This window comes from Chondromyces crocatus (genome assembly GCF_001189295.1).
GTDB lineage: Bacteria > Myxococcota_A > Polyangia > Polyangiales > Polyangiaceae > Chondromyces > Chondromyces crocatus.
Map to the genome: position 1 here is coordinate 6,091,176 of NZ_CP012159.1, position 20,790 is coordinate 6,111,965.

At 70.7% G+C, this 20,790-nt stretch carries 12 protein-coding genes; 7 read left to right on the forward strand and 5 right to left on the reverse strand.

Annotation, left to right across the window (positions count from 1 at the left end; translation table 11 throughout):
- Positions 1-100: 100 nt before the first annotated feature.
- Together CMC5_RS22275 and CMC5_RS47740 are read right to left on the reverse strand one after the other, a co-directional pair.
- Positions 101-370, reverse strand: coding sequence for a hypothetical protein (locus CMC5_RS22275; RefSeq protein ID WP_050432306.1), 270 nt, complete (start codon positions 368-370; stop codon positions 101-103).
- Positions 367-654, reverse strand: a complete 288-nt coding sequence (locus CMC5_RS47740) for a hypothetical protein (RefSeq protein ID WP_050432307.1) — start codon at positions 652-654, stop codon at positions 367-369. The genes CMC5_RS22275 and CMC5_RS47740 overlap by 4 nt, the downstream gene beginning before the upstream one ends.
- Before the next feature lie 253 nt (positions 655-907).
- Between CMC5_RS47740 and CMC5_RS22285 the strand changes: the two genes are divergently transcribed.
- The 6 genes from CMC5_RS22285 (at position 908) to CMC5_RS22315 (ending at position 8,408) form a co-directional block, all read left to right on the forward strand.
- Complete coding sequence (locus tag CMC5_RS22285) at positions 908-2,158, forward strand: glutamate-5-semialdehyde dehydrogenase (RefSeq protein WP_050436060.1); 1,251 nt, start codon at positions 908-910, stop codon at positions 2,156-2,158.
- A 93-nt stretch (positions 2,159-2,251) separates the two neighbouring features.
- Positions 2,252-3,412 carry a ribosome silencing factor gene (rsfS, locus tag CMC5_RS42830; RefSeq protein WP_050432308.1) on the forward strand — a complete coding sequence of 387 codons (1,161 nt, stop codon included), beginning with the start codon at positions 2,252-2,254 and terminating at the stop codon, positions 3,410-3,412.
- A gap of 7 nt (positions 3,413-3,419) precedes the next feature.
- Positions 3,420-3,857, forward strand: coding sequence for a 23S rRNA (pseudouridine(1915)-N(3))-methyltransferase RlmH (locus CMC5_RS22295; RefSeq protein ID WP_050432309.1), 438 nt, complete (start codon positions 3,420-3,422; stop codon positions 3,855-3,857).
- A 76-nt stretch (positions 3,858-3,933) separates the two neighbouring features.
- Positions 3,934-4,659 carry a TVP38/TMEM64 family protein gene (locus tag CMC5_RS22300; RefSeq protein ID WP_050432310.1) on the forward strand — a complete coding sequence of 242 codons (726 nt, stop codon included), beginning with the start codon at positions 3,934-3,936 and terminating at the stop codon, positions 4,657-4,659.
- 1,018 nt (positions 4,660-5,677) lie between these two features.
- Positions 5,678-6,880: a cytochrome c family protein gene (locus tag CMC5_RS48610; protein ID WP_218920034.1), complete on the forward strand. Its 1,203-nt coding sequence runs from the start codon at positions 5,678-5,680 to the stop codon at positions 6,878-6,880.
- 13 nt (positions 6,881-6,893) lie between these two features.
- A complete protein-coding gene (locus CMC5_RS22315; protein ID WP_050432313.1) occupies positions 6,894-8,408 on the forward strand; it encodes a hypothetical protein in 1,515 nt (504 codons plus the stop codon).
- A 62-nt stretch (positions 8,409-8,470) separates the two neighbouring features.
- On the opposite strand, the gene CMC5_RS22320 is transcribed toward CMC5_RS22315, so the two are convergent.
- Entirely contained in the window at positions 8,471-14,644 is a 6,174-nt protein-coding gene (locus CMC5_RS22320) for a HEAT repeat domain-containing protein (protein WP_050432314.1), read from the reverse strand.
- A 594-nt stretch (positions 14,645-15,238) separates the two neighbouring features.
- On the reverse strand, positions 15,239-15,925 hold the full coding sequence (locus CMC5_RS22325) for an SIR2 family NAD-dependent protein deacylase (RefSeq protein WP_169796616.1): 687 nt from the start codon (positions 15,923-15,925) through the stop codon (positions 15,239-15,241).
- A gap of 349 nt (positions 15,926-16,274) precedes the next feature.
- Between CMC5_RS22325 and CMC5_RS22330 the strand changes: the two genes are divergently transcribed.
- Positions 16,275-16,991 carry a hypothetical protein gene (locus CMC5_RS22330; protein WP_050432316.1) on the forward strand — a complete coding sequence of 239 codons (717 nt, stop codon included), beginning with the start codon at positions 16,275-16,277 and terminating at the stop codon, positions 16,989-16,991.
- Between the two features lie 454 nt (positions 16,992-17,445).
- Here the strand turns inward: CMC5_RS22330 and CMC5_RS22335 are convergent, their stop codons facing one another.
- Positions 17,446-20,787, reverse strand: a complete 3,342-nt coding sequence (locus tag CMC5_RS22335; RefSeq protein WP_156338797.1) for a HEAT repeat domain-containing protein — start codon at positions 20,785-20,787, stop codon at positions 17,446-17,448.
- Positions 20,788-20,790 lie beyond the last annotated feature (3 nt).

The window sequence follows — 20,790 nt, forward strand, 5'->3', positions numbered from 1 at the left end:
AGGGCGCAGACGCCGCAGTCCCCACCAGGGCGACAGGCAGGGCGGTCGCTCCTGTCCCCGCGGTGAACGACGCGCGCTCAGGAACCGTCGGGGCGCGCGCTCAGGAACCGTCGGGGGTCGAGGGCGCAGCGGGTGCAGCGTCGGGAGCGGGGCCTGGCTCGGGCTCCTGGCTCGGTGCTGCGGGGAGAGGAGCTGCTGGCGGAGGAGGCGCATCTCCCAGGTCGCCATCGTAGGACCTCGGCCGCTCGTACTCGGGCGGCAGCCCCCCGGGCAGCGGCTTCGGTGGCGGTGGCGGACCACAGCCCACCGCGCTCGCCGCGACGACCACCATCAGCCAGAGCCTCCACAAGCCCGTCACCGTCCGCTTCACAGCGCTGTTCCTCCCGTGGTGGGGCTCTCGATGGGCACGGGGACTGGCGACGGGGAGGGGGCCTTGGGAGACGGAGGCGGCCAGCCAGGCGCCAAGGTTCCCTCTTCCTCGACGACTTCCGCCGGCGCGGTTTCCGACCCCACACGCGACGGAATCTCGGCCCCTTGCGCACCGGGAGCCGCTTTCGGGATCGAGGTCGCGACCATCGCCTCGGCCTCTTCGATCGCCCCCTCGCCACCACACCCCGTGACCGCGAGCGAAGCGAGCACGGCGGCGATTCCCATTACCCCGAGCGTCCCCCGGCCAGGCCGTCGCCGTCCCGGCACCTCACACCGCGACAGGTTCGTCCAGCTCCGAGCGCGCTCCACCACCGCCGCACCCTACCACACGGAGTTGGCTGCCGGAGAAAGCCGAGCTAGTTTCCGCGCCGTGGAGACACCGACCTCGCAGCAACCGCTGCACCCTGCCGGGTCCGCAGCGAGCACTGCGACGACCCCTGCGGCCCAGCCTTCGAGCCCTGCCGACCTCGGCACCGAGCTGCGCGCCCTCGGCCTCCGCGCCCGCGCCGCCGCGCGTGCCCTCGTCCCCGTCGGCCGCGCCGACAAGGACCGCGCGCTCCACGCCGTGGTGCGGCGCCTCCGTGCTGCCGCTGCCGAGGGAGAGCAGGGATCCCTGCTCTCTGCCAACGCAGAGGACGTCGCCGCCGCCCGCGCGGCCGGCCTCTCCGAAGCCCTCGTCGACCGCCTCGTCCTCACGCCGGCCCGCCTCGAAGCGCTCGCGGGCGCCGTCCTCGAGATCGCCGCCCTCGAAGATCCCGTGGGCGAGATCATCGGCATGCGCCGCCGCCCGAACGGCCTGCTCATCGGCCAGGTGCGCATCCCCCTGGGCGTCATCGCGATGATCTACGAGTCACGCCCGAACGTCACCGTCGACGCCGCCGCGCTGTGCTTGAAGAGCGGCAACGCCGTCATTCTTCGCGGTGGCAAGGAAGCCGCTCGCTCCAACGCCGCCCTCGGCGACCTGGTGCGCGCCGCCGTGACCGAGGCCGGCCTCCCTGCGGACGCCGTGCAGATCCTGCCCTCCCTCGACCGCGAAGCCACCCGCCTCCTCGTCGGCATGAACGGCCTCATCGACCTCGCCATCCCCCGCGGCGGCGAAGGCCTCATCCGCTTCGTCACCGAGCACGCCCGCGTCCCCGTCATCCAGCACTACAAGGGCGTCTGCCACCTCTTCGTCGACGAAGGCGCCGACCTCGACCTCGCCCACCGCCTCGTCGAGAACGGCAAGCTCTCCCGCCCTGGCGTCTGCAACGCCCTCGAATGCCTGCTCGTCCACGAGCGCCTCGCCGCCACCCTCCTGCCGCGCCTCGCCTCCCTCGTGTCCACGCGCGGCCTGGAGATCCGCGGCGACGAGGCCACCTGCAAGCTCGTCCCTGCCGCCCGCCCCGCCACCCCGGACGACTTCGGCGCCGAGTTCCTGGCCCCCATCCTCGCCGTCCGCGTCGTCCGCGACCTCGACGACGCCCTCGACCACATCGCCCGCTACGGCTCCAACCACACCGAGGCCATCTGCACCCCCAGCTACGACCGCGCCCAGCGCTTCCTGCGCGAGGTGGACGCGAGCTGCGTCCTGGTGAACGCCTCCACCCGCTTCAACGACGGCGGAGAGCTGGGCCTCGGCGCCGAGATCGGCATTTCCACCACCAAGCTTCACGCCTATGGCCCCATGGGCCTGGAGAGCCTCACCACCCTCAAATGGATCGCGCACGGCGACGGCCAGATCCGTTGACGAACCCCGCCCATCGGCGAAGGGTTTGAACTAAGAGACGACAAGCTTCCTGCGACGGAGAGGCCCCGAGGGGCCGAGAGAAAGCGAGAGCACGTGGCGACGACGAAGAAACGGACTGGCGCGGCTGCCGGCAAGCCCGAGCGGACGACGAAGAAGGCGGGCCCCTCGGCAGGGCCGACCCGCACCGGCCCGAAGGCTGGATCCTCCCGCTCCGGCACGGGCGCTGGCTCGAAGGCCGGCTCCTCCCGGACCGGCAGCGGCGCGAGGACCGGCACCAAGAGCGCGACCAGAACGGGGACCCGCTCCACCACCGGCTCGAAGACCGGGACGACCCGCACCGAGCGCCCCAAGGCCGCTCCGGCGCGCGCTGGCGCCACGAAGGCTGGCAGGACCACCACCACCGGCGCCAAGGGGACCTCACCCGCGAAGGGCGCAGCGAAGCGCCCCTCGGCCTCCAAGGCCTCCACCCCCCGGCTGAAATCCTCGCACGCGGGCCGGACGCGATCCGAGGAGAGCCCCCGCGCCTCGGCCGCCGAACGCCGCCCGGCGTCGGGCCGCAGCACCTCCGCTTCCCGCGCCCCTGCACGGCGTGGTGCTGCCGAGGAGCGCGCCGAGACCCCCCCCGTTCGCATCCGCCGGAGCGCCGAGAAGCCGCTCTCGCCCAGCGAACAGATCCCGCTCGCGAACTTCGAGAACGAGGGCGGACCGCCGGCACCCCAGCCCGAGCGCGCTGCCTCCCTGGAAGGCGCCGTCTCCGCCCCCGACTTCTCGGCCCCCCCGCCCTCCAGGGGCAAGTCGGGCCGAACGCCGCTGGCGGCGCCGAAGCGCGCTGGCAAGCGCGTCTCGGCCGCTCCTCCTGCGGCGCAAGCCTCCAGCGAGGCCCGCGAGCTCGCCCTCGCCCTCGCCGCCGCCGGCCTCGACAAGAAGGCCATCGGCGTCGAGATCCTCGAGGTCGCCGGTCGCGTCGACTACGCCGACTTCCTGGTGATCATGACCGGCCGCTCGGACCGCCACGTCCACGCCATCGCCGTCGGCCTCGAAGCCGCCCTGCGCGAGACCAAGCAGATGGCGCCCCTCTCCATGGAGGGCCTCACCGCCGCCACCTGGGTGCTCATCGACTTCGGCGACGTCGTCGTCCACGTCTTCCAGGAAGACACCCGCCGCGTCTACGACATCGAAGGCCTCTGGATGGACGCCAGCCGCGTCCCCGTCCCTGGCGGCGACGCCGAGGGCTCGGCCCACCGCCCCTTCTGACCCACCCGTGCGTCTCGTCATCGTCGCCGTCGGCCGCGTGAAGGATCGCCCCCTTCGCGCGGCCCTCGACGAGTACTTCGGCCGCGTCCGCCGCTACGTTGCCTGCGACGAAGTGGAGATCCCCGACGGCCCCCTCCCCAAGGTCGCCCAGGCCATGACCCGGGCCACCGCTGGCGCCAACGTCATCGCCCTCGAAGTCGGCGGCCGCGCCCTCCCCAGCGAAGCCTTCGCCAGCTCCATCGAGCGCTGGGGCTCCCGCGGCAAAGGCGTCGTCGCCTTCCTCATCGGCGGCGCCGACGGCCTCCCGCCCGAGGTGAGTGCCGCCGCCGACGACCGCTGGAGCCTCTCCACGCTCACCTTCCCGCACCGGCTCGCGCGCCTGGTGCTCGTCGAGCAGCTCTACCGCGCCATGACCATCCTTCGGGGCGAGCCGTACGGCCATTGAATCGCGCGCTCACGGATCAGCACAATCGCTCCCCAGCCCGCTTGCGCCATCGCCCTCCCGACTCAACACCGGAGAGGTGAACGCCACGCCCGCGGGCGCCCCGCTCCCTGCCGTCCCCACCGCCCTGGCTGGCGCGACCGAGCCGACCACGACCCTGGACGTCCTGGCTGCCCCCGAGCCGACCCCTGAGCCCGGGACGAGCGAAGCGCCCCTCCCAGCGCCTCGCCCCTCGAAACAAGCCGCCGCCCGACGGCTCCTCTTCGCCGCCCTCCTCCTGGTCGCCCTCAGCGCCCTCTTCTGGCTGACCCCCCTCTCGACCTGGCTGGAGCCTGCGCGCTTGCTGGAGGCCGGAAACCGCTTCCGCGAGAGCCCGCTGACCCCCGTCGTCCTCGTCGCAGCGTTCGCCGTGCTCTCCTCCGTCCTGTTCCCGATCAACGGCTTGATCGCCGTGACCGGCCTGGCATTCGGCCCCTGGGTCGGCGCGACCTACGCCCTCATCGCGACCCTGACCGCAGCGACGGTGCAGTTCGTCGCAGGCTCCCGCCTCGGCGCCGATGCCGTCGCGCGCCTTGCTGGACCGCGTGCCGCGCGGGTGCGCAGCCACCTCATGCGACGCGGCATCTGGGCCGTGGCCCTGGGACACGTGCTGCCCGTGGCTCCCTTTGGCATGATGAACTTGTTGTGCGGGGCCTCCGGCATCCGCTTCCGCGACTTCATGCTGGGCACCCTGCTGACGATGGTCCCCACCGCGGTGATGGTGGCAGGACTCAGCGGACAGATCGTGCGGTGGCTGCAGGGATAGCCCTGGCTACACGGGCGCCGCTGGAAGCGAAGGGAAGAGGCCGCGTTGAAAGCGCAGCGGCGTATCGAGCCCTGAAGAGGGCAGGGGAGAGACGACGCTGAACCCAAAGACGAGGCGTGCTCTGGAATCGCAGTGACAGGCTGAATTCCGAAAAGGATAGGGACGAGGCGACCCTGCAATCGTAGCGACGGGGAGCACTCTGAAAGGGCAGGGGAGAGACGACGCTGAACCCAAAGACGAGGCGTGCTCTGGAATCGCAGTGACAGGCTGAATTCCGAAAAGGATAGGGACGAGGCGACCCTGCAATCGTAGCGACGGGGAGCACTCTGAAAGGGCAGGGGAGAGACGAAGAAAGCAAAGACGAGGTGTGCTCTGGAATCGCAGTGACAGGCTGAATTCCAAAAAGGGCAATGACGATGCGACCCTGCAATCGCCGCGACGGGGAGCGTTCTGAAAAGGGCAGGGGAGAGACGGCGCGCAATGCGCAGGGACCGGCGCTGGAAGGCCTCTGGCGCGAGCCACTGGAAGGGCCGTGACGAGAACTCTCGTTGATGCCCAGTGACGAACGCAGTGCTGGACCTTCTGTGGCCAGGTTCGGGCGGTGACGAGGGCAGAGATGTGAATCAGGGAAGGAAGCCTCTCCCCCTGTTCCAGTCCTCGACCCCGTGAACGCCTCGTCCAGGATCGTGGCGCTGCCTTCCTGGGGTGCGGCAAAGGTGTTAGCGCTGGGAGGAAGCCGTGCAGCATGTGGGCACGGCAAGGACCCGACCGCCACATGATGCGCGGACGCACCCTCTCGCTGCTGTTCCTGGCTTTCGCTGGCTGCCTCCCTGCGCTTCCAGGCTGCCTCCACGACGAAGGTTCACGAGAAGGCCCGCCTCCACCGTCAGCGCCGGCGCCCCCCGCGACCCTCGAGCCTCTTGCGACCCTCGCCCCTCTTGCGCCCTTGCCGGCTGGGTACGAGTTCGCCTCCGAGCCCGCCTCTCCTGCGCATGCACACCCGCCGTCGACGCCCTCGATGCCTCGCCCCTACCGCAAGCGCCTCGACGCCGCCGTCGCGCTGAACGCCGAGTGCGTCCTCTGCCACGAGGACGAAGCCGCTGCCTGGCGCGGCTCCCACCACCAGCGCGCCACGACCAACCCCGCCTTTCGCCACGCCTTCGCCATCGAACCCACCGCCTTTTGCCGAGGCTGCCACGCCCCCGAGGCCGATCCCGACCAGGAGCCCATCGGCGCCCTCCGCGACCTCGGCGTCGCCTGCGTCACCTGCCACGTCACCGACGACGGCCAGGTCCTCGCCGCGGCCCCGCTCACCCCCCATGCTCCTCGCCCCGGTGCTCCCGGCGGTCCCGGCGCTCCCGGCGGTCCCGGCGGTCCCGGCGGTCCCGGCGGTCCCGGCGGTCCCGGCGGTCCCGGCGGTCCCGGCGGTCCCGGCGGTCCCGGTGCTCTCGGCGTTCTCAGTGCTCTCGGCGCTTCCGGTGCCTCCGACTCCCTCGGCGCCTCCGGCCCCTCCGCCCCCACCGAGCCCCCCACCCAGGCCCCCCATCCCCTCCGCCGCTCCACCGAGTTCGCCCGCACCGGCGCCTGCGTCGGCTGCCACGAGTTCCGCTTCCCCACCGCCCGCGGCCACGGCGACGAGGACCACATGCAGACCACCGGCCGTGAGCACGCCCGCTCCAGAGCCGCCTCCACCCCGTGCGCCACCTGCCACATGCCCCTCGTCGACGGCCGCCGCTCCCACGCCTTTGCCGACGTCCGCGACCCCCGCTGGCTGCGCGACCAGCTCCACGCCACCGCCACCCGCCCGGACGACGACACCCTCCGCATCACCCTCACCCAGCGCGCGCCCGGCCACGCCTTCCCCACCGGCGACCTCTTCCGCCGCCTCGAAGTCCACGCCGAGCTACGCACCCCCGACGGCCGCGTCCTCCGCCGCGACGTCCGCTACCTCGCCCGCCACCTCGACATCCTCCCTGGCCGCGTCGAACGCCAGCTCGTCCGCGACGACCGCGTGTTCGACGAACCTCGCCTCATCGACCTCGACCTCGCCCCCGCCGAACCGCCGCCGCCTGCCTCCCTCGTCGCCTGGCGCGTGACCTACCAGCGCGTCGCCACCGCCGGCTCCGGCAGAGACCCGACCGCCGCCCCCATCGAGTCCCAGCTCCAGCTCCACGCCGGCACCTTCCCCTGGCCTCCCCGACCGACCCCCTCCCACCCCTGAACCAGGCCCGACCATGCGCACCCTCCTTCCTTCGCTTTCGTCGCTCTCCTCGCTCTCGCGCCTCCCGTCGAACGCCCTCCTCCTCGCCCTCCTCCTCGCGAGCAGCCCCGCCTGCAAGCCGAAGAGCCCTCCCACGGACGCCACCCCCATCGCCCAGGACCCGGCCCCCACCGAGCCCTCTGCAGCCCCGAGCGCCTCCAGCGCCTCCGCTGCCCTGAAGCTCCCGCCGACGCCCCCGAAGGTCCCCACCATGGCCCTCGAACCGTTCGCTCCCGAGGGCACCAAGCTGGACGGCCTCTTCCCCATCCAGGGCGCGATCATGGTCAACAAGGAGATGCGCATCGGCCGCCTCGTCGACGACGCCATCGAGTGGGTCGGCTACGTCCCCGAGACCAACCAGAGCTTCGGCGGCAGCTACGTCTACGCCGTCCAGGGAACCTGGCCCGACAACGTCGACGTCCTCTACTCCTCCGTCCAAGGCCGCGCACCACAGCCCTCCGTCTATCCCCTCACCGGCAAAGGCACCCTCCGCGTCTTCGGTGAAGGTGGCAGCCCCGCCAGGATCATCGGCGTCGCCAGGAGCGACACCTTCACCATCGCGCTGAACTGGTCCATGATCTCGTCCACCGAGAGCGCCTCCGTGCGCGGACCCGCGCGTCGCCTCAAGTTCCAGACCCCCGCGCAAGCTGGCTGCAAGCCCGGCGAGATCGAGCGCTACGAGCACTTCCCGGAGCCCCCGGCCATCGTCCCCAGCTCCTTCGGCGCCACCCCCAGCGGGACGATCCTCTCGCTCGGCAACCTCTGCGAAAAGCGCGGCCTCGCCGCCGAAGTCTGGAGCCCATCCGACGAGAAATCGCGCATCGTCGACCTCAGCCACCTCGCGGAGCCGGGCACGTACAGCGTCTCCATCCTCCCCGGGCAGGGCGACGAAGCCTGGTTCTTGCCGTCCTCCAAGAGCCCCGTCCTCCACTACCGCGACGGCACCTTCGAAGCGCTGCCCAGGCTCGATCCCCCGGCCACCGAGGCCTTCCTCTCGCAGACCGGCAAGCTCCACACCTACGACGGCCAGACCCTCCACCGCTTCGACGAAGGCGCCTGGCACCCGGTCGCCCGCCTCGCCTGGCCCAAGCATTTCCACTCCATCGCCATCGACGCGCGCGGCGGAATCTGGGCGTCCACCTGGGGCGCCGTGTTGAAGCTCCGCGAGACCGAGAGCCTCGAGTTCACCGACGCCTGCACCACCCCCTACCTCCACCTCTACGACGTCAACCCCGACAACCCGAAGAAGTTCGACTACCCCACCACCCGCAAGGCCCTCGCCTCGTTCCCCGACGTCGCAGCGCTCACCCTCGTCGAGGCCCACGAGGATGGCACCCGCCGCCTCGGCCTCCAGGTCGCCGACAAGGCCCAGGCCGAAGCCGTCATCGCCCACCTCGCCACGACCATGAAGGACGAGCAACCGAAGCTCATTTGCTACGCCCCGAAGGTGTCCCGCACCATCGAGATGAAGAAGCCCAAGGGCAAGTGAACCCCGAAGACCCCTTCACCTTGCGTACACGGTGGAGGTGCCCGTCGCGTGCTGCCAACCCGTCAGTTGTCGGTGGATCCGAGCGCAGGGTCGGATGGGGATGCATCCAGGGCGCTGCGGGCGCGCTCCAGATGTGTTGCCGCCTGTTCGAGGTCCTGAGGGAGCCGCTCGGCCACCGCGCGGCGCAGATCCGGCGGGAGATGATGACCAATCCGGCCGAGCATGGGGAGGAGCGTCCAGATGTCGGTGTCCGGGTCGCGGAGCATGGCCTCGATGGTCTGCAAGAGGGCTGCCTGATCAGGCGCGGCGATGCGGGTCCACGCTCGTTCGGCCTGGAGTGACGTGAGCACTTCGAGCGGCGGGTCGAGCGTCGAGCCGGTGTAACTGGGCAACCGGAAGCCGAAGAACGGCGGTCGCATGTAGAGGGTTCCGGGAGTTTCGAGGACCGGGGGCACGATGTCCTCGAAGTCCAGGTCGGCACAGACGAGCCAGAAGGTGATGCTGCGTTCGGTCTGGAGGTGGCGAGCGATGCGCCACGCCTCGATGAGGTTGTGCGTGGGAAGGACGGAGCGGTCGCGGACGAGGTTGTCGGCATCCATGGCGATGCGGATGATGTGGACGACCTGAGCGTCAGGTAGGCCAACGAGCGTGCTGGGAGGGGCTGAGAACTCGCCGAACAGGCGGAAGGTCGAGCCGGTGGTTTGCGTCAGGCGGACGCAGAGCGCACCGAGGAGCGCCTCGGCGAAGGGGAGATCCGTTTCGAGATGGATCGGGCCTGGCGATTGGAGGAAGCGTGCGAGTCGATCCTGTTTCTGCAAGGCATCGGCGGGCAGCGCCAGGCTGGGCGCTGACGCGTGACCCGCGAGCCGGAGCGCCGGCTGGACGACCGGGAGCTGGGAAAGCACGGCGCTGGGGCTTGGAGAGCGTGGTCGAAGCGTCGCGACCGCGACCGCGCGGACGTAGCGGTCCTCGTCGCGGAGAGCGTCTGTGAGGAGGCGACGCGCCTCCGGGTGGTTGGCGAGAGCCCTGACCGCGGCTGCGCGCACGTCGCGGTCCTCGTCGCGGAGAGCGTCTGTGAGGAGGAGACGCGCCTCCGGGTGGTTGGCGAGGGCCGTGACCGCGGCCGCGCGCACGTCCCAGTCCTCGTCGCGGAGAGCGTCTGTGAGGAGGAGGCGCGCCTCCGGGTGGTTGGCGAGGGCCGTGACCGCGGCCGCGCGCACGTCCCAGTGCTCGTCGCGGAGAGTGTCTGTGAGGAGGAGGCGCGCCTCCGGGTGGTCGGCGAGGGCCGTGACCGCGGCCGCGCGCACGTAGCGGTCCTCGTCGCGGAGAGCGTCTGTGAGGAGGAGGCGCGCCTCCGGGTGGTTGGCGAGGGCCGTGACCGCGGTTGCGCGCACGTCACTGTTCTCGTCGCGGAGAGCGTCTGTGAGGAGGAGGCGCGCCTCCGGGTAGTTGGCGAGGGCCGTGACCGCGGCTGCGCGCACGTCACTGTTCTCGTCGCGGAGAGCGTCTGTGAGGAGGAGGCGCGCCTCCGGGTAGTTGGCGAGGGCCGTGACCGCGGCTGCGCGCACGTCACTGTTCTCGTCGCGGAGAGCGTCTGTGAGGAGGAGGCGCGCCTCCGGGTAGTTGGCGAGGGCCGTGACCGCGGCTGCGCGCACGTCACTGTTCTCGTCGCGGAGAGCGTCTGTGAGGAGGAGGCGCGCCTCCGGGTGGTTGGCGAGGGCCGTGACCGCGGTTGCGCGCACGTAGCTTTTCTCGTCGCGGAGAGCGTCTGTGAGGAGGAGGCGCGCCTCCGGATGGTCGGCGAGGGCCGTGACCGCGGCCGCGCGCACGTCACTGTTCTCGTCGCGGAGAGCGTCTGTGAGGAGGAGGCGCACCTCCGGGTGGTTGGCGAGGGCCGTGACCGCGGCCGCGCGCACGTTTGGAAAGTCGATGCGGAGAGCGTCTGCGAGGAGGAGGCGCGCCTCCGGGTAGTTGGCGAGGGCCGTGACCGCGGCCGCGCGCACGTCACTGTTCTCGTCGCGGAGAGCGTCTGTGAGGAGGAGGCGCGCCTCCGGATGGTTGGCGAGGGCCGTGACCGCGGCCGCGCGCACGTCACTGTTCTCGTCGCGGAGAGCGTCTGTGAGGAGGAGGCGCGCCTCCGGATGGTTGGCGAGGGCCGTGACCGCGGCCGCGCGCACGTCCCAGTGCTCGTCGCGGAGAGCGTCTGTGAGGAGGAGGCGCGCCTCCGGGTGGTTGGCGAGGGCCGTGACCGCGGCCGCGCGCACGTAGCGGTTCTCGTCGCGGAGAGCGTCTGTGAGGAGGAGGCGCGCCTCCGGGTGGTTGGCGAGGGCCGTGACCGCGGCCGCGCGGACGTAGCGGTCCTCGTCGCGGAGAGCGTCTGTGAGGAGGAGGCGCGCCTCCGGGTGGTTGGCGAGGGCCGTGACCGCGGCCGCGCGGACGTAGCGGTCCTCGTCGCGGAGAGCGTCTGTGAGGAGGAGGCGCGCCTCCGGGTGGTTGGCGAGGGCCGTGACCGCGGCCGCGCGCACGTCCCAGTGCTCGTCGCGGAGAGCGTCTGTGAGGAGGAGGCGCGCCTCCGGGTGGTTGGCGAGGGCCGTGACCGCGGCCGCGCGGACGTAGCTGTCCTCGTCGCGGAGAGCGTCTGTGAGGAGGAGGCGCGCCTCCGGGTGGTTGGCGAGGGCCGTGACCGCGGCCGCGCGCACGTAGCGGTTCTCGTCGCGGAGAGCGTCTGTGAGGAGGAGGCGCGCCTCCGGGTGGTTGGCAAGGGCCGTGACCGCGGCCGCGCGCACGTAGCCGACCCTATCGCAGAGAGCGTCTGTGAGGAGGAGGCGCGCCTCCGGGTGGTTGGCAAGGGCCGTGACCGCGGCCGCGCGCACATCCCAGTGCTCGTCGCGGAGAGCGTCTGTGAGGAGGGGGCGCGCCTCCGAGTCGGTTGCGAGGGCAGCGACGGCCGCTGCGCGCACATTCCTGGCTTCACCTCTCGTCAACGCTGACAGGTCCGCAGGCGTTGGACCCCTGGCGGCGAGTGCCGAGCCCACGCGTCCAACCTGTTCTCGGTCGGAGAGGGGCCTCCGGATCTCTTCCAGGGTGGCTGCCCAGACCATGAGCAGCGCCTCCGTTCCAAGCGCGCCCTTCGCCTCCAGCAGCGGGGTGACCAGCGCCCGATCCTCTGGCGCGAGCACGGTCCCGAGCACCCGGAGCCCTCGCTCCGCATGGACGGCGAGCTGTCGCTCCGCCTCCCCGAAGCGCCCCGAAGGAGACATCAGGCGTTCGACCACCGCCTTCACCACCCGCTGTGCAAGCGCCCGGTCGTAGGTTGCTCCCTGCTCTCCCCCCAGCGCGAGCGCACGCAGAACCAGGCCGAGCATCCGGTGGTCCCAGGTGTCGTCTTCCTCTGCCGCGCGCAGCGCCAGCTCCAGACCCGCGCGCCCTTGCAGCGCCACGGCCATGGGGACCACATCCAGCGAGATCCTCGTGGTGCGTCGGAACCACGCCAGCGCCTCCCCGAGATCCAGCGGCGGTTGCGCGGCCAGGTACTCCCCCAGGGACAGGTGGGCGAACCGCAACCACTCGGCCCCCGTGAACAGCCCCGAGGCAGCCAGAAACTCACCTGCCTCGTCGCGCCGCGCTGCGATTCGTGGTTCTCCATGGGTCGGGAGCAACATGGCCCGCGCCAGGGCCGCCAGCTTCGAACGAGCCTCTGCGACGTAGTTGCTATCCGGCTTGAGGCCCCAGCGCTGCGCCTTGCGACCAAACAACTCATCGACCACATCCCGGTACAGCTCCAGCGTGGCGTGCGGCAGAGCCCGATCTCGCTGGTACAACGAAGCGACCAGCGACAGCAGCACGGGCGTCCTGGACCACTCCGCCCCGGCATGAAGGGTGTGCAGTTCCCGCAACAAGGGCGCAATCCAGTCCGCTACCCCGAAATACCGCTCCAGGAACAGCCGCGGAGAGGCCCCTTGCAGGCCGGTCAAGCTCACGGGCACGAAGCCCGTCCCATCGAGTACCCATCGCGTGTCGACCTGCGGTCGCGAAGCGATCACCGCCTGTACGCCCGCGCCGAGCTCCGCCACCCGGCCTGGCAAGGTTGTCTGGACGGGCGTCTCGGCCTCGTCGAGGCCATCGAGCAAGAGCAGTGCCTTCCCCCCCTGGATGGCTTCACGAAGCTGCTGCTGGGCCACTCGCGCGCTTTCGGGCAAGCGCACCGAGCGGAGCGCCTCGCGCGCCAGTTGCTCGGGCAGCGCGCCCGCAGCCGGCGCCAGCCGATCAATCCACACGGGCGTTCGCGCCGACCCGACACTTTGGCACGCTACCCACTTGAGCAGCGTCGACTTGCCCGTGCCCGCCTTGCCCCAGAGCAGCACCCGGGGCGCCACCTCGGCTAGCCGATCGGCCTCCATCGACCGCACGCCCTCCCGCCGCGAGGCATGGACTTCCCTTCGGTGTGCCTCTCGCGCCCCCAGCTCCACGTCGATTTCCCCCTGATCGGGCCTTGCCGCCTCGTCTGCTGACCCCTTCTCCTCCGCGCCCAGCTTCGCGGCATCCTCGTCCGGCGTGCTCCTCACCGGGGTGACCTGCTGCTGTACCTCCATCCCCACGAACACCCGCTCGATCGGCCTCTCGCCCTCCTCGCCCGCGAGCCGCACCTGCCCGGCCACCACCCGCAGCGCCCGCAGATAGTCCGAAAGCCCCGCTTCATGCAGCGGCCCATCCAGCGCCTGCTCGGCCCGGAACAGCCGGCCTCTGGGCACCCCCGCGAGGTCCTGATCGCTCAGCACCTTCGCCCCCTCCACCTGCGGCACCAGTGCTGACCACGCCCCTCCGAGCGCATCGTCGAACCCGCACACCTGCACCCCCGCCGTGGTGACGTGTTCCCGGAGCTTCGCCTCCAGTCCCGGCACCTTCCCGTCGAGCTGCTGCCACCGACCAGACAGCACGGGCTCCCACGCCCCTTCCGGATCGAGCCAGGATCCCTCCGGAAACGCGCACCACCCCAGCGGATCCCCTTGCGCCAGAAGCTGCGCGGCCCGCGCTGGTTCCTCCACCTCGACGTTCCGGAAGCCCAGGCTCCACCACCGCGCGAACGCTCGCCAAGGGCTCGCATCCACAACCACGTCGTGCCGCACGATGGCCGCGATCTGCGCCTCTTCCACATCGGTCCGCCGCAGCTTCTGCACGATGCGTGCAGCCGTGTTGGGACCGCGCTCTGCCTTCCAGAGCGCTTTCACCTCCTCCCGCAGCCCTGCCGGCAACCCGAAGTACGGCCCCGCGATCAGCACCCGAGGTCTCGGTCGCTCCTCGACAGTCAGCTCGCGCATCGAGACGAGTTCCGCACCCACTGCGCCTGCCGACGCCGCCGGCCTCGCGTCCACGAGCCCCTCAAGGAACGGCCCCAGCTCCTCGTGCTCCTCCCCATAGGACAGCACGAAAACCCGCTCATCCTGCGGATGCTGCCGCTGCATCTGTTCCCTCTCGCTGTCAAGCGCGAGCCGGTAGCACCGATGCTCCGATCCTGCGAACATCTTCCGACTCCAGCGCATCAGAGCCCCGAAGTTCGGATCATCGAGCCCCTTGCCAAACCCGACGAACAGCAGCGTCTGTCTGAGTCGCAACGTGTGCAGCACTAGCTGCGCGTACTCGTCCCGCAGGACGTCTTCATACGAGCGTATCCCCAGAATCACGCTCTCCGGCCGGTCCCAGTACCCGTGCAGGTGAACGATCGCTTGGTCCTCTCCCCGCAGCACGCGCTCTACCTGCGCCGTGTCTTGCCAGGTCAGCGTCGGCAGTCCCGTCGCCTCTTCGAGGATGCGGTCGTAGTTCGTCGTCAGCAGCGGCACCCCCAGCGCCTTCAGCGCCGCCGGCACGCGTCCGTCCCGGATTTGCAGCGACCCCACAGTCTCCCGCAACCACCGCTTGAACTCTCCGCCGCCAGGCCCTCCGAGCTGCCGCGTGATCTTCTCCGCCGCCGACAGCAGATCATCCAGGTGCCCTGACGCAATCTCCCCCCGGATGATCTCCGCCCGCTTGGCGAAGCCCTTATCGAGCTTTGCACACCAACCCACGCCCGACTCCAGCAGCCCCACCCACGACGCGACGTTCGGCTTCCGATCAGGGTCATACGCGGCCCCCATCGACTCAGGGTCACACGCGGCCCCCATCGACACCCCCGCCCCCACGATGCACGTCACCCGCCCCTCGCGGATCTCCCGCTGCAAGTCCTCTCGGAGTCCAGCCATCCCCTCAAGACCTACCCGACCCCGCCCACCCCCTCAACGTTCCCTCATCCCCCCAACCCCCCGCCTCTACAGTTCGCCTCCCCCGCCTCTTATTCCACCTTCCTCACAACCCCCACACCCTCACCGTACCCATATTCCACCATTTTCGTAACATTCTCCTGTTGAATGTCCAGTTCGCCCGGAGCAGCCCTCCGCCCCGCAGATCCCCGAGCCGCGACGACCCCGCAGAGGTCATCGACGAAGACCACGACGAAGAAGAGCCCGCCGAGCCACGGACCTGACCGCGGGCGTCACCTGGGTCTGCCGTGGAGGGCTCGCGCACGAACGACCACCTGGGCGACCGACGTGATGACCAAACTCCGAGACGGCTCGTCTTGTGCTCGTCTCGATGAGTTGATGCCGGATGCCTCGGCCAGAACTCAGGTCGTGGCGGACCGACGCTCGACTCGCTTCACCCAAAGGCAGCCCTTTGCACCTCAAGCTGCTGGGTGTGACGCGCGCCAGTTTGCACTCTGCCGAGCCCCGCCCGGGCCTCAGCTCACCCGATGGCTGCGACGCCGCAATCCTCCCAGGATCATGCCGTTGGCTGGACGGTCACGTTACAAGCCCCTCCAGGAACGGACCCAGGTCCGCGTGCTTCTCGCCGTATGACAGGACGAACACCCGCTCCTCCGGCGGATGCTGCCGCTGCACCTGCTCCTGCTCCCCTTCAAGCGCGAGCCGATAGTGCCGGTACTCCGAGCCTGCGAATACTTCCCGACTCCAACGCATCAGCGCCCCGAAGTTCGGATCATCGAGCCCCTTACCAAACCCGACGAACAACAGCGTCCGTGTGAGTCGCAACGCGCGCAGCACTACCTGCGCATGCTCGTCCCGCAGGACGTCTTCATACGAGCGCACCCCTAGGATCACGCTCTCCGGCCGGTCCCAGCTTCCGTGCAGGTGAACGATCGCCTGGTCCTCTCCCCGCAGCACGCGCTCTACCTGCGCCGCGTCTTGCCAGGTCAGCGTCGGCAGTCTCGTCGCCTCTTCGAGGATGCGGTCGTAGTTCGTCGTCAGCAGCGGCACCCCCAGCGCCTTCAGCGCTGCCGGCACGCGTCCGTCCCGGATTTGCAGCGACCCCACAGTCTCTCGCAACCACCTGCGGAACTCCCCTCTGCTGGGTCCCCCGAGCTGCCGCGTGATCTTCTCTGCCGCCGACAGCAGGTCATCCCCGTGGCCTGACGCAATCTCCTCCCGGATGATCTCCGCCCGCTTCGCGAACCCCTTATCGAGCGTCACACACCGATCCACGCCCGACTCCAGCAGCCCCACCCACGATGCGAAATTCGGCTTCCGATCAGGGTCAAACGTCGCCCCGAATGACACCCCCGTCCCCACGACGCACGTCACTCGCCCCTCTCGGAGCTCCCGTCGCAAGTCCTGTTCGAGCTGGCTCATCCCCTTCAGAACTACCCGAACCCGTCCCCCCTCTCAATATCCTGTTATCCCGACAACATCCCGCCCCTCTCAGCCCCCTCATTCCACCCCCCCCACAACACCCACACCCTCACCACCCACCTTTTCCACCCCCTCCACAACATTCCCTCCTTGACTGTCCAGTCCGCCCGGAGCGACCCTCGTTCGCGCCATGCGAACCATCCAGTTAACCAGCTCCCTCATCACCTTCTGGTCGGACGTCGTCTTCCTCGAAGCCGCCCTCCGCGCCACCCCGGAGACGGAGGCCCTCGCGGCGCCCGTCACCGAGGTCCTCGACGACTTCCCCAAGATCCTCCAGCGCGACCTCAACACCCGCCGCGGCGTCCTCCAGGAGAGCGCGCGGGGCAGCGTTGCTGACGCCTCGCTCGACACCGGCATCCGCCAGCTCTTCAACGGCGTCCTTCACCTCGTCGGCCAGAACCGCAAGCGCGCCGAGTTCACCACCCTCTTCAACGAGCACATCGGCGCCGTCGTCCGCCACGCCCTCCGCAAGCAGATCGACGTCGCCGATGGCCTCGTCGGCAAGCTCGCCGTCAAGATCTACCCCGACGACTTCCGCACCCGCTTCGTCGAGCTTCTCCGCCCTCTCGTCGCGCACGGCCGCAGCGTCATCGAAGCTCAGCGCCAGGCCGAAGTCGGCCGCGTCGATGGCCGCATCGACGTCAAAGCCTGGAAGGAAGAGGTCAACGCCATCCGCCTCTCCGTCTACGCCCAGCTCCTCACGATCGCCTCGCAGACTGGCCGCAAGAGGTCCTGGGCCGAGGTCTTCTTCCTCCGCAGCCCCACCCGCAAGCCTGCGGGCTCCGACGAGCCCGACGACATCATCGACGAGGACGACGACGAAGACCCCCCCGAGCCGCAGACCTGACCCGCGCGGCCTGTCCTCCTGGGCCCTCGCAGCGCTGACGCGAGCCGCCCACGGCCCTGACCCTCCGCGCTCCGGCGCGACGCCTTCCCGTTGCACCCCGCGCGGAGGTTTTGTGTGGGTTGACCCACATGTTGTGAGCGTGACCTCCTCCTGGGTGTGACCTGGATCGCCATCGAACCCTCATCTTGCGTGCATGCGGCCGATCCGCAGGCCTGAGGACCCGTCATCTTGCGCGCATGCGGCCGATCCGCAGGCCTGAGGACCCGTCATCTTGCGCGCATGCGGGCCGCACGCGCGCCTGATGAGACCTCATTGTGCCGACCGATCGCCGATCCCCACCCTTGATGAGACCTCATTGTGCCGACCGATCACCGAACCGCACCTCTGATGACGCTTCGTCATGCCGGGAGATCGCCCGCATGTTCGTACTTCACGGTGCGATGAGGGCTGGGCTTCACCGAACCCACCGCCAGGCGCGATCCGCCTGGGGTGACGTGAGCACGTCGAGCGACGGATCGAGCGTCGACCTGGTGAACCTGGGCAACCGGAAGCCGAAGAACGGCGGTCGCAGGGTGAGGGTCCCCGGGGTGTCGAGGGCCGGCGGCACGATGTCCTCGAAGTCCAGGTCGGCACAGACGAGCCAGAAGGTGACGCTGCGCTCGGTCTGGAGGTGGCGCGCGATGCGCCACGCCTCGAGGAGGTTGTGCGTCGGAAAGACAGCGCGGTCGCGCGCCAGGCCGTCGGCATCCATGGCGATGCGGACGATGTGGACGACCCGAGCATCGGGCAGGCCCACGAGCGTGCTGGGAGGCGCTGCGAGCTCGCCGAACAGGCGGAACGTCGAGCCGGTGGTCTGGGTCAGGCGGACGCAGAGCGCACCGAGGAGCGCTTCGGCGAAGGGGAGATCGGCTTCGAGATGGATGGGGTGTGGCGACGCGAGGAAGCGCGCGAGTCGATCCTGGGGGTCGAAGGGGCCGGCGGGCAGCGCCAGGCTGGGCGCAGGCGCGTGACCCGCGAGCTGGAGCGCTGGCTGGACGACCGGGAGCCGGGAGAGCACGGCTCCGGGGGTTGGAGAGCGTGACCGGAGCGCCGTGACTGCGGTCTCACGGACGTGAACGTTCTCGTCGTGGAGGGCGGCTGTGAGGAGAAGGCGCGCCTCCGGGTTGGTGGCGAGGGCAGTCACCGCGGCCCTGCGCACGTAGCTGCTTTCGTCGCGGAGAGCGTCTGTGAGGAGAAGGTGCGCCTCCGGGTCGGTGGCGAGGGCCGTGACCGCAGCCGCGCGCACGAGCCAGCCCTCGTCGCGGAGAGCGTCTACGAGGAGGGGGCGGGCTTCCGGGTCGGTGGCGAGGGCCGTGGCGGCGGCGGCGCGGACGAGCCCGCCCGGGTCGTGGAGAGCTTCTCTGAGAAGGGGCCGGGCCTCCGGGTTGGTGGCGAGGGCCGTGACCGCGGCCGCGCGCACGTCGTGGTCCTCGTCGTGGAGAGCGTCTGCGAGGAGGGGGCGCGCCTCCGGGTCGTTGGCGAGGGCGGTGACCACGGTTGCACGCACGAGCCAGTCCTCATCGCGGCGAGCGTCTGTCAGGAGAAGGCACGCATCCGGGTGGGTGGCGAGAGCCGCGGCCGCGGACGCGCGCACATGGCTGTCTTCGTCGCGGAGAGCGTCTGTGAGGAGGAGGCGTGCCTCCGGGTCGTTGGCGAGGGCCGTGACCGCAGCCGCGCGCACGTAGCTGACGTCGTCGCGGAGAGCCTCTCGGAGGAGGGGGCGTGCCTCCGGGTCGTTGGCGAGGGCCGTGGCGGCGGCGGCGCGCACGTCGTCGTTTTCGTCGCGGAGAGCGTCTCGGAGGAGGGGGCGTGCCTCCAGGTCGTTGGCGAGGGCCGCGGCGGCGGCGGCGCGCACGTCGTGGACCTCGTCGCGGAGAGCGTTTCGGAGGAGGAGACGGGCCTCCGGGTCGTTGGCGAGGGCCGTGGCGGCAGCGGCGCGGACGTCGCTGTCTTCGTCGCGGAGAGCGTTTCGGAGGAGGGGGCGCGCCTCCTGGTCGTTGGCGAGGGCCGTGACCACGGCCGCGCGCACGTGCGGAAAGTCGACGCGGAGAGCGTCTCGGAGAGAGGGGCGGGCCTCCGGGTCGTTGGCAAGAGCGGTGGCGGCGGCGGTGCGGACGTCGCTGTCTTCGTCGCGAAGAGCGTTTCGGAGGAGGAGGCGCGCCTCCGGGTCGTTGGCGAGGGCGGTAGCGGCGGCGGTGCGGACGTCGCTGACTTCGTCACGCCGAGCATCTGTGAGGAGAAGGCGCGCCTCCGGATCGTTGACGAGGGCCATCGCGGCGGCGGCGCGTACGGCGCTGTCCTCGTCGCGGAGGGCGTCTCGGAGGAGGGGGCGTGCCTCCGGGTCATTGGCGAGGGCCCTGATGGCGGCCGCGCGCACGTCGCAGTCTTCGTCGCGGAGAGCGTCTCGGAGGAGGGGGTGTGCTTTGGGGTCCGTGGCGAGTGCCGCGGCGGCGGCGGCGCGGACGTCACTGTCCTCGTCGCGGAGGGCATCTCGGAGGAGGGGGCGCGCCTCCGGGTCGTTGACGAGGGCCGCGGCGGCGGACGCGCGCACGTCGCAGTCTTCGTCGCGGAGGGCGTCTCGGAGGAGGGGGTGTGCTTTGGGGTCCGTGGCGAGTGCCGCGGCGGCGGCGGCGCGCACGCTCCAGGACTCGTCCTGGAGAGCGTCTCGGAGGAGGAGGCGTGCCTCCGGGTCGTTGGCGAGGGCTGTGGCGGCGGCTGCGCGCACGTTCCAGTGCTTGTCGCAGAGAGCGTCTCGGAGGAGGGGACGCGCCTCCGGATCGGTGGCGAGGGCCGTGGCAGCAGCGGCGCGCACGTCGCCGTCTTCGTCGCGGAGAGCGTCTCGGAGGCGGAGGCGCGCATCCAGGTCGTTGGCGAGGGCGGTGGCGGCGGCGGCGCGCACGTGGCTGCCTTCGTCGCGGAGAGCGTCTCGGAGGAGGAGACGCCCCTCCGGGTCGTTGGCGAGGGCCCTGGCCGCGGCCACGCGCACGTCGCTGTCCTCGTCGCGGAGAGCGTCTCGGAGGAGAAGGCGCGCCTCCGGATCGGCGGCGAGGGCCCGGATGGCGGCCGCGCGTACGGTCCAGTGCTCGTCGCGGAGCGCATCTCTGAGGAGGGGGCGCGCCTCCGGGTCATTGGCGAGGGCCCGGATGGCGGCTGCGCGCACAGTCCAGTGCTCGTCGCGGAGCGCGTCTCCGAGGAGGGGGCGCGCCTCCGGGTCGCTGGCGAGGGCATCGACGGCCGCTGCGCGCACATTCCAGGGTTCACCTCTCGTCCACGCGGACAGCTCCTCAGGCGTTGGAACCCTGGCGGCCAGCGCCGAGCCCACGCGTCCAGCCTGCTCTCGGTCGGAGAGGGGCCGCCGGAGCGCCTCCAGATGGGCCGCCCAGACCAGGAGAAGCGCCTCCGTTCCCAGCGCGGCTTTCCCTTCCAGCAGCGGCGTGAACAGCGCCCGATCCTCTGGCGCGAGCGCGGCCCCGAGCACCCGGAGGCCTCGCTCTGCATGGACGGCGAGCTGTCGTTCCGCCTCCCCGAAGCGCCCTGAAGGAGACATCAGGCGCCCTACGACCGCCTTCACCACCCGCTGTGCAAGCGCCCGATCGTGGGTTGCCTCCTGCTCACCCCACAGCGCGATCGCACGCAGAACGAGGCCGAGCCTCTGGTGGTCCCAGGTGTCGTCTTCCTCCGCCGCGCGCAGCGCCAGCTCCAGAGCTGCTCGCCCTTGCAGCGCCACGTCGATGTCTTCGTGATCAGGCCTCTCCACCCG

Bases quoted from the DNA above. Each gene is read 5' to 3' on its own strand.
- CMC5_RS47740 (WP_050432307.1), bottom strand. From the start codon at position 654: ATGGGAATCGCCGCCGTGCTCGCTTCGCTCGCGGTCACGGGGTGTGGT.
- CMC5_RS48610 (WP_218920034.1), top strand. From the start codon at position 5,678: ATGCCTCGCCCCTACCGCAAGCGCCTCGACGCCGCCGTCGCGCTGAAC.
- CMC5_RS22315 (WP_050432313.1), top strand. From the start codon at position 6,894: ATGCGCACCCTCCTTCCTTCGCTTTCGTCGCTCTCCTCGCTCTCGCGC.
- CMC5_RS22320 (WP_050432314.1), bottom strand. From the start codon at position 14,644: ATGGCTGGACTCCGAGAGGACTTGCAGCGGGAGATCCGCGAGGGGCGG.
- CMC5_RS22330 (WP_050432316.1), top strand. From the start codon at position 16,275: ATGCGAACCATCCAGTTAACCAGCTCCCTCATCACCTTCTGGTCGGAC.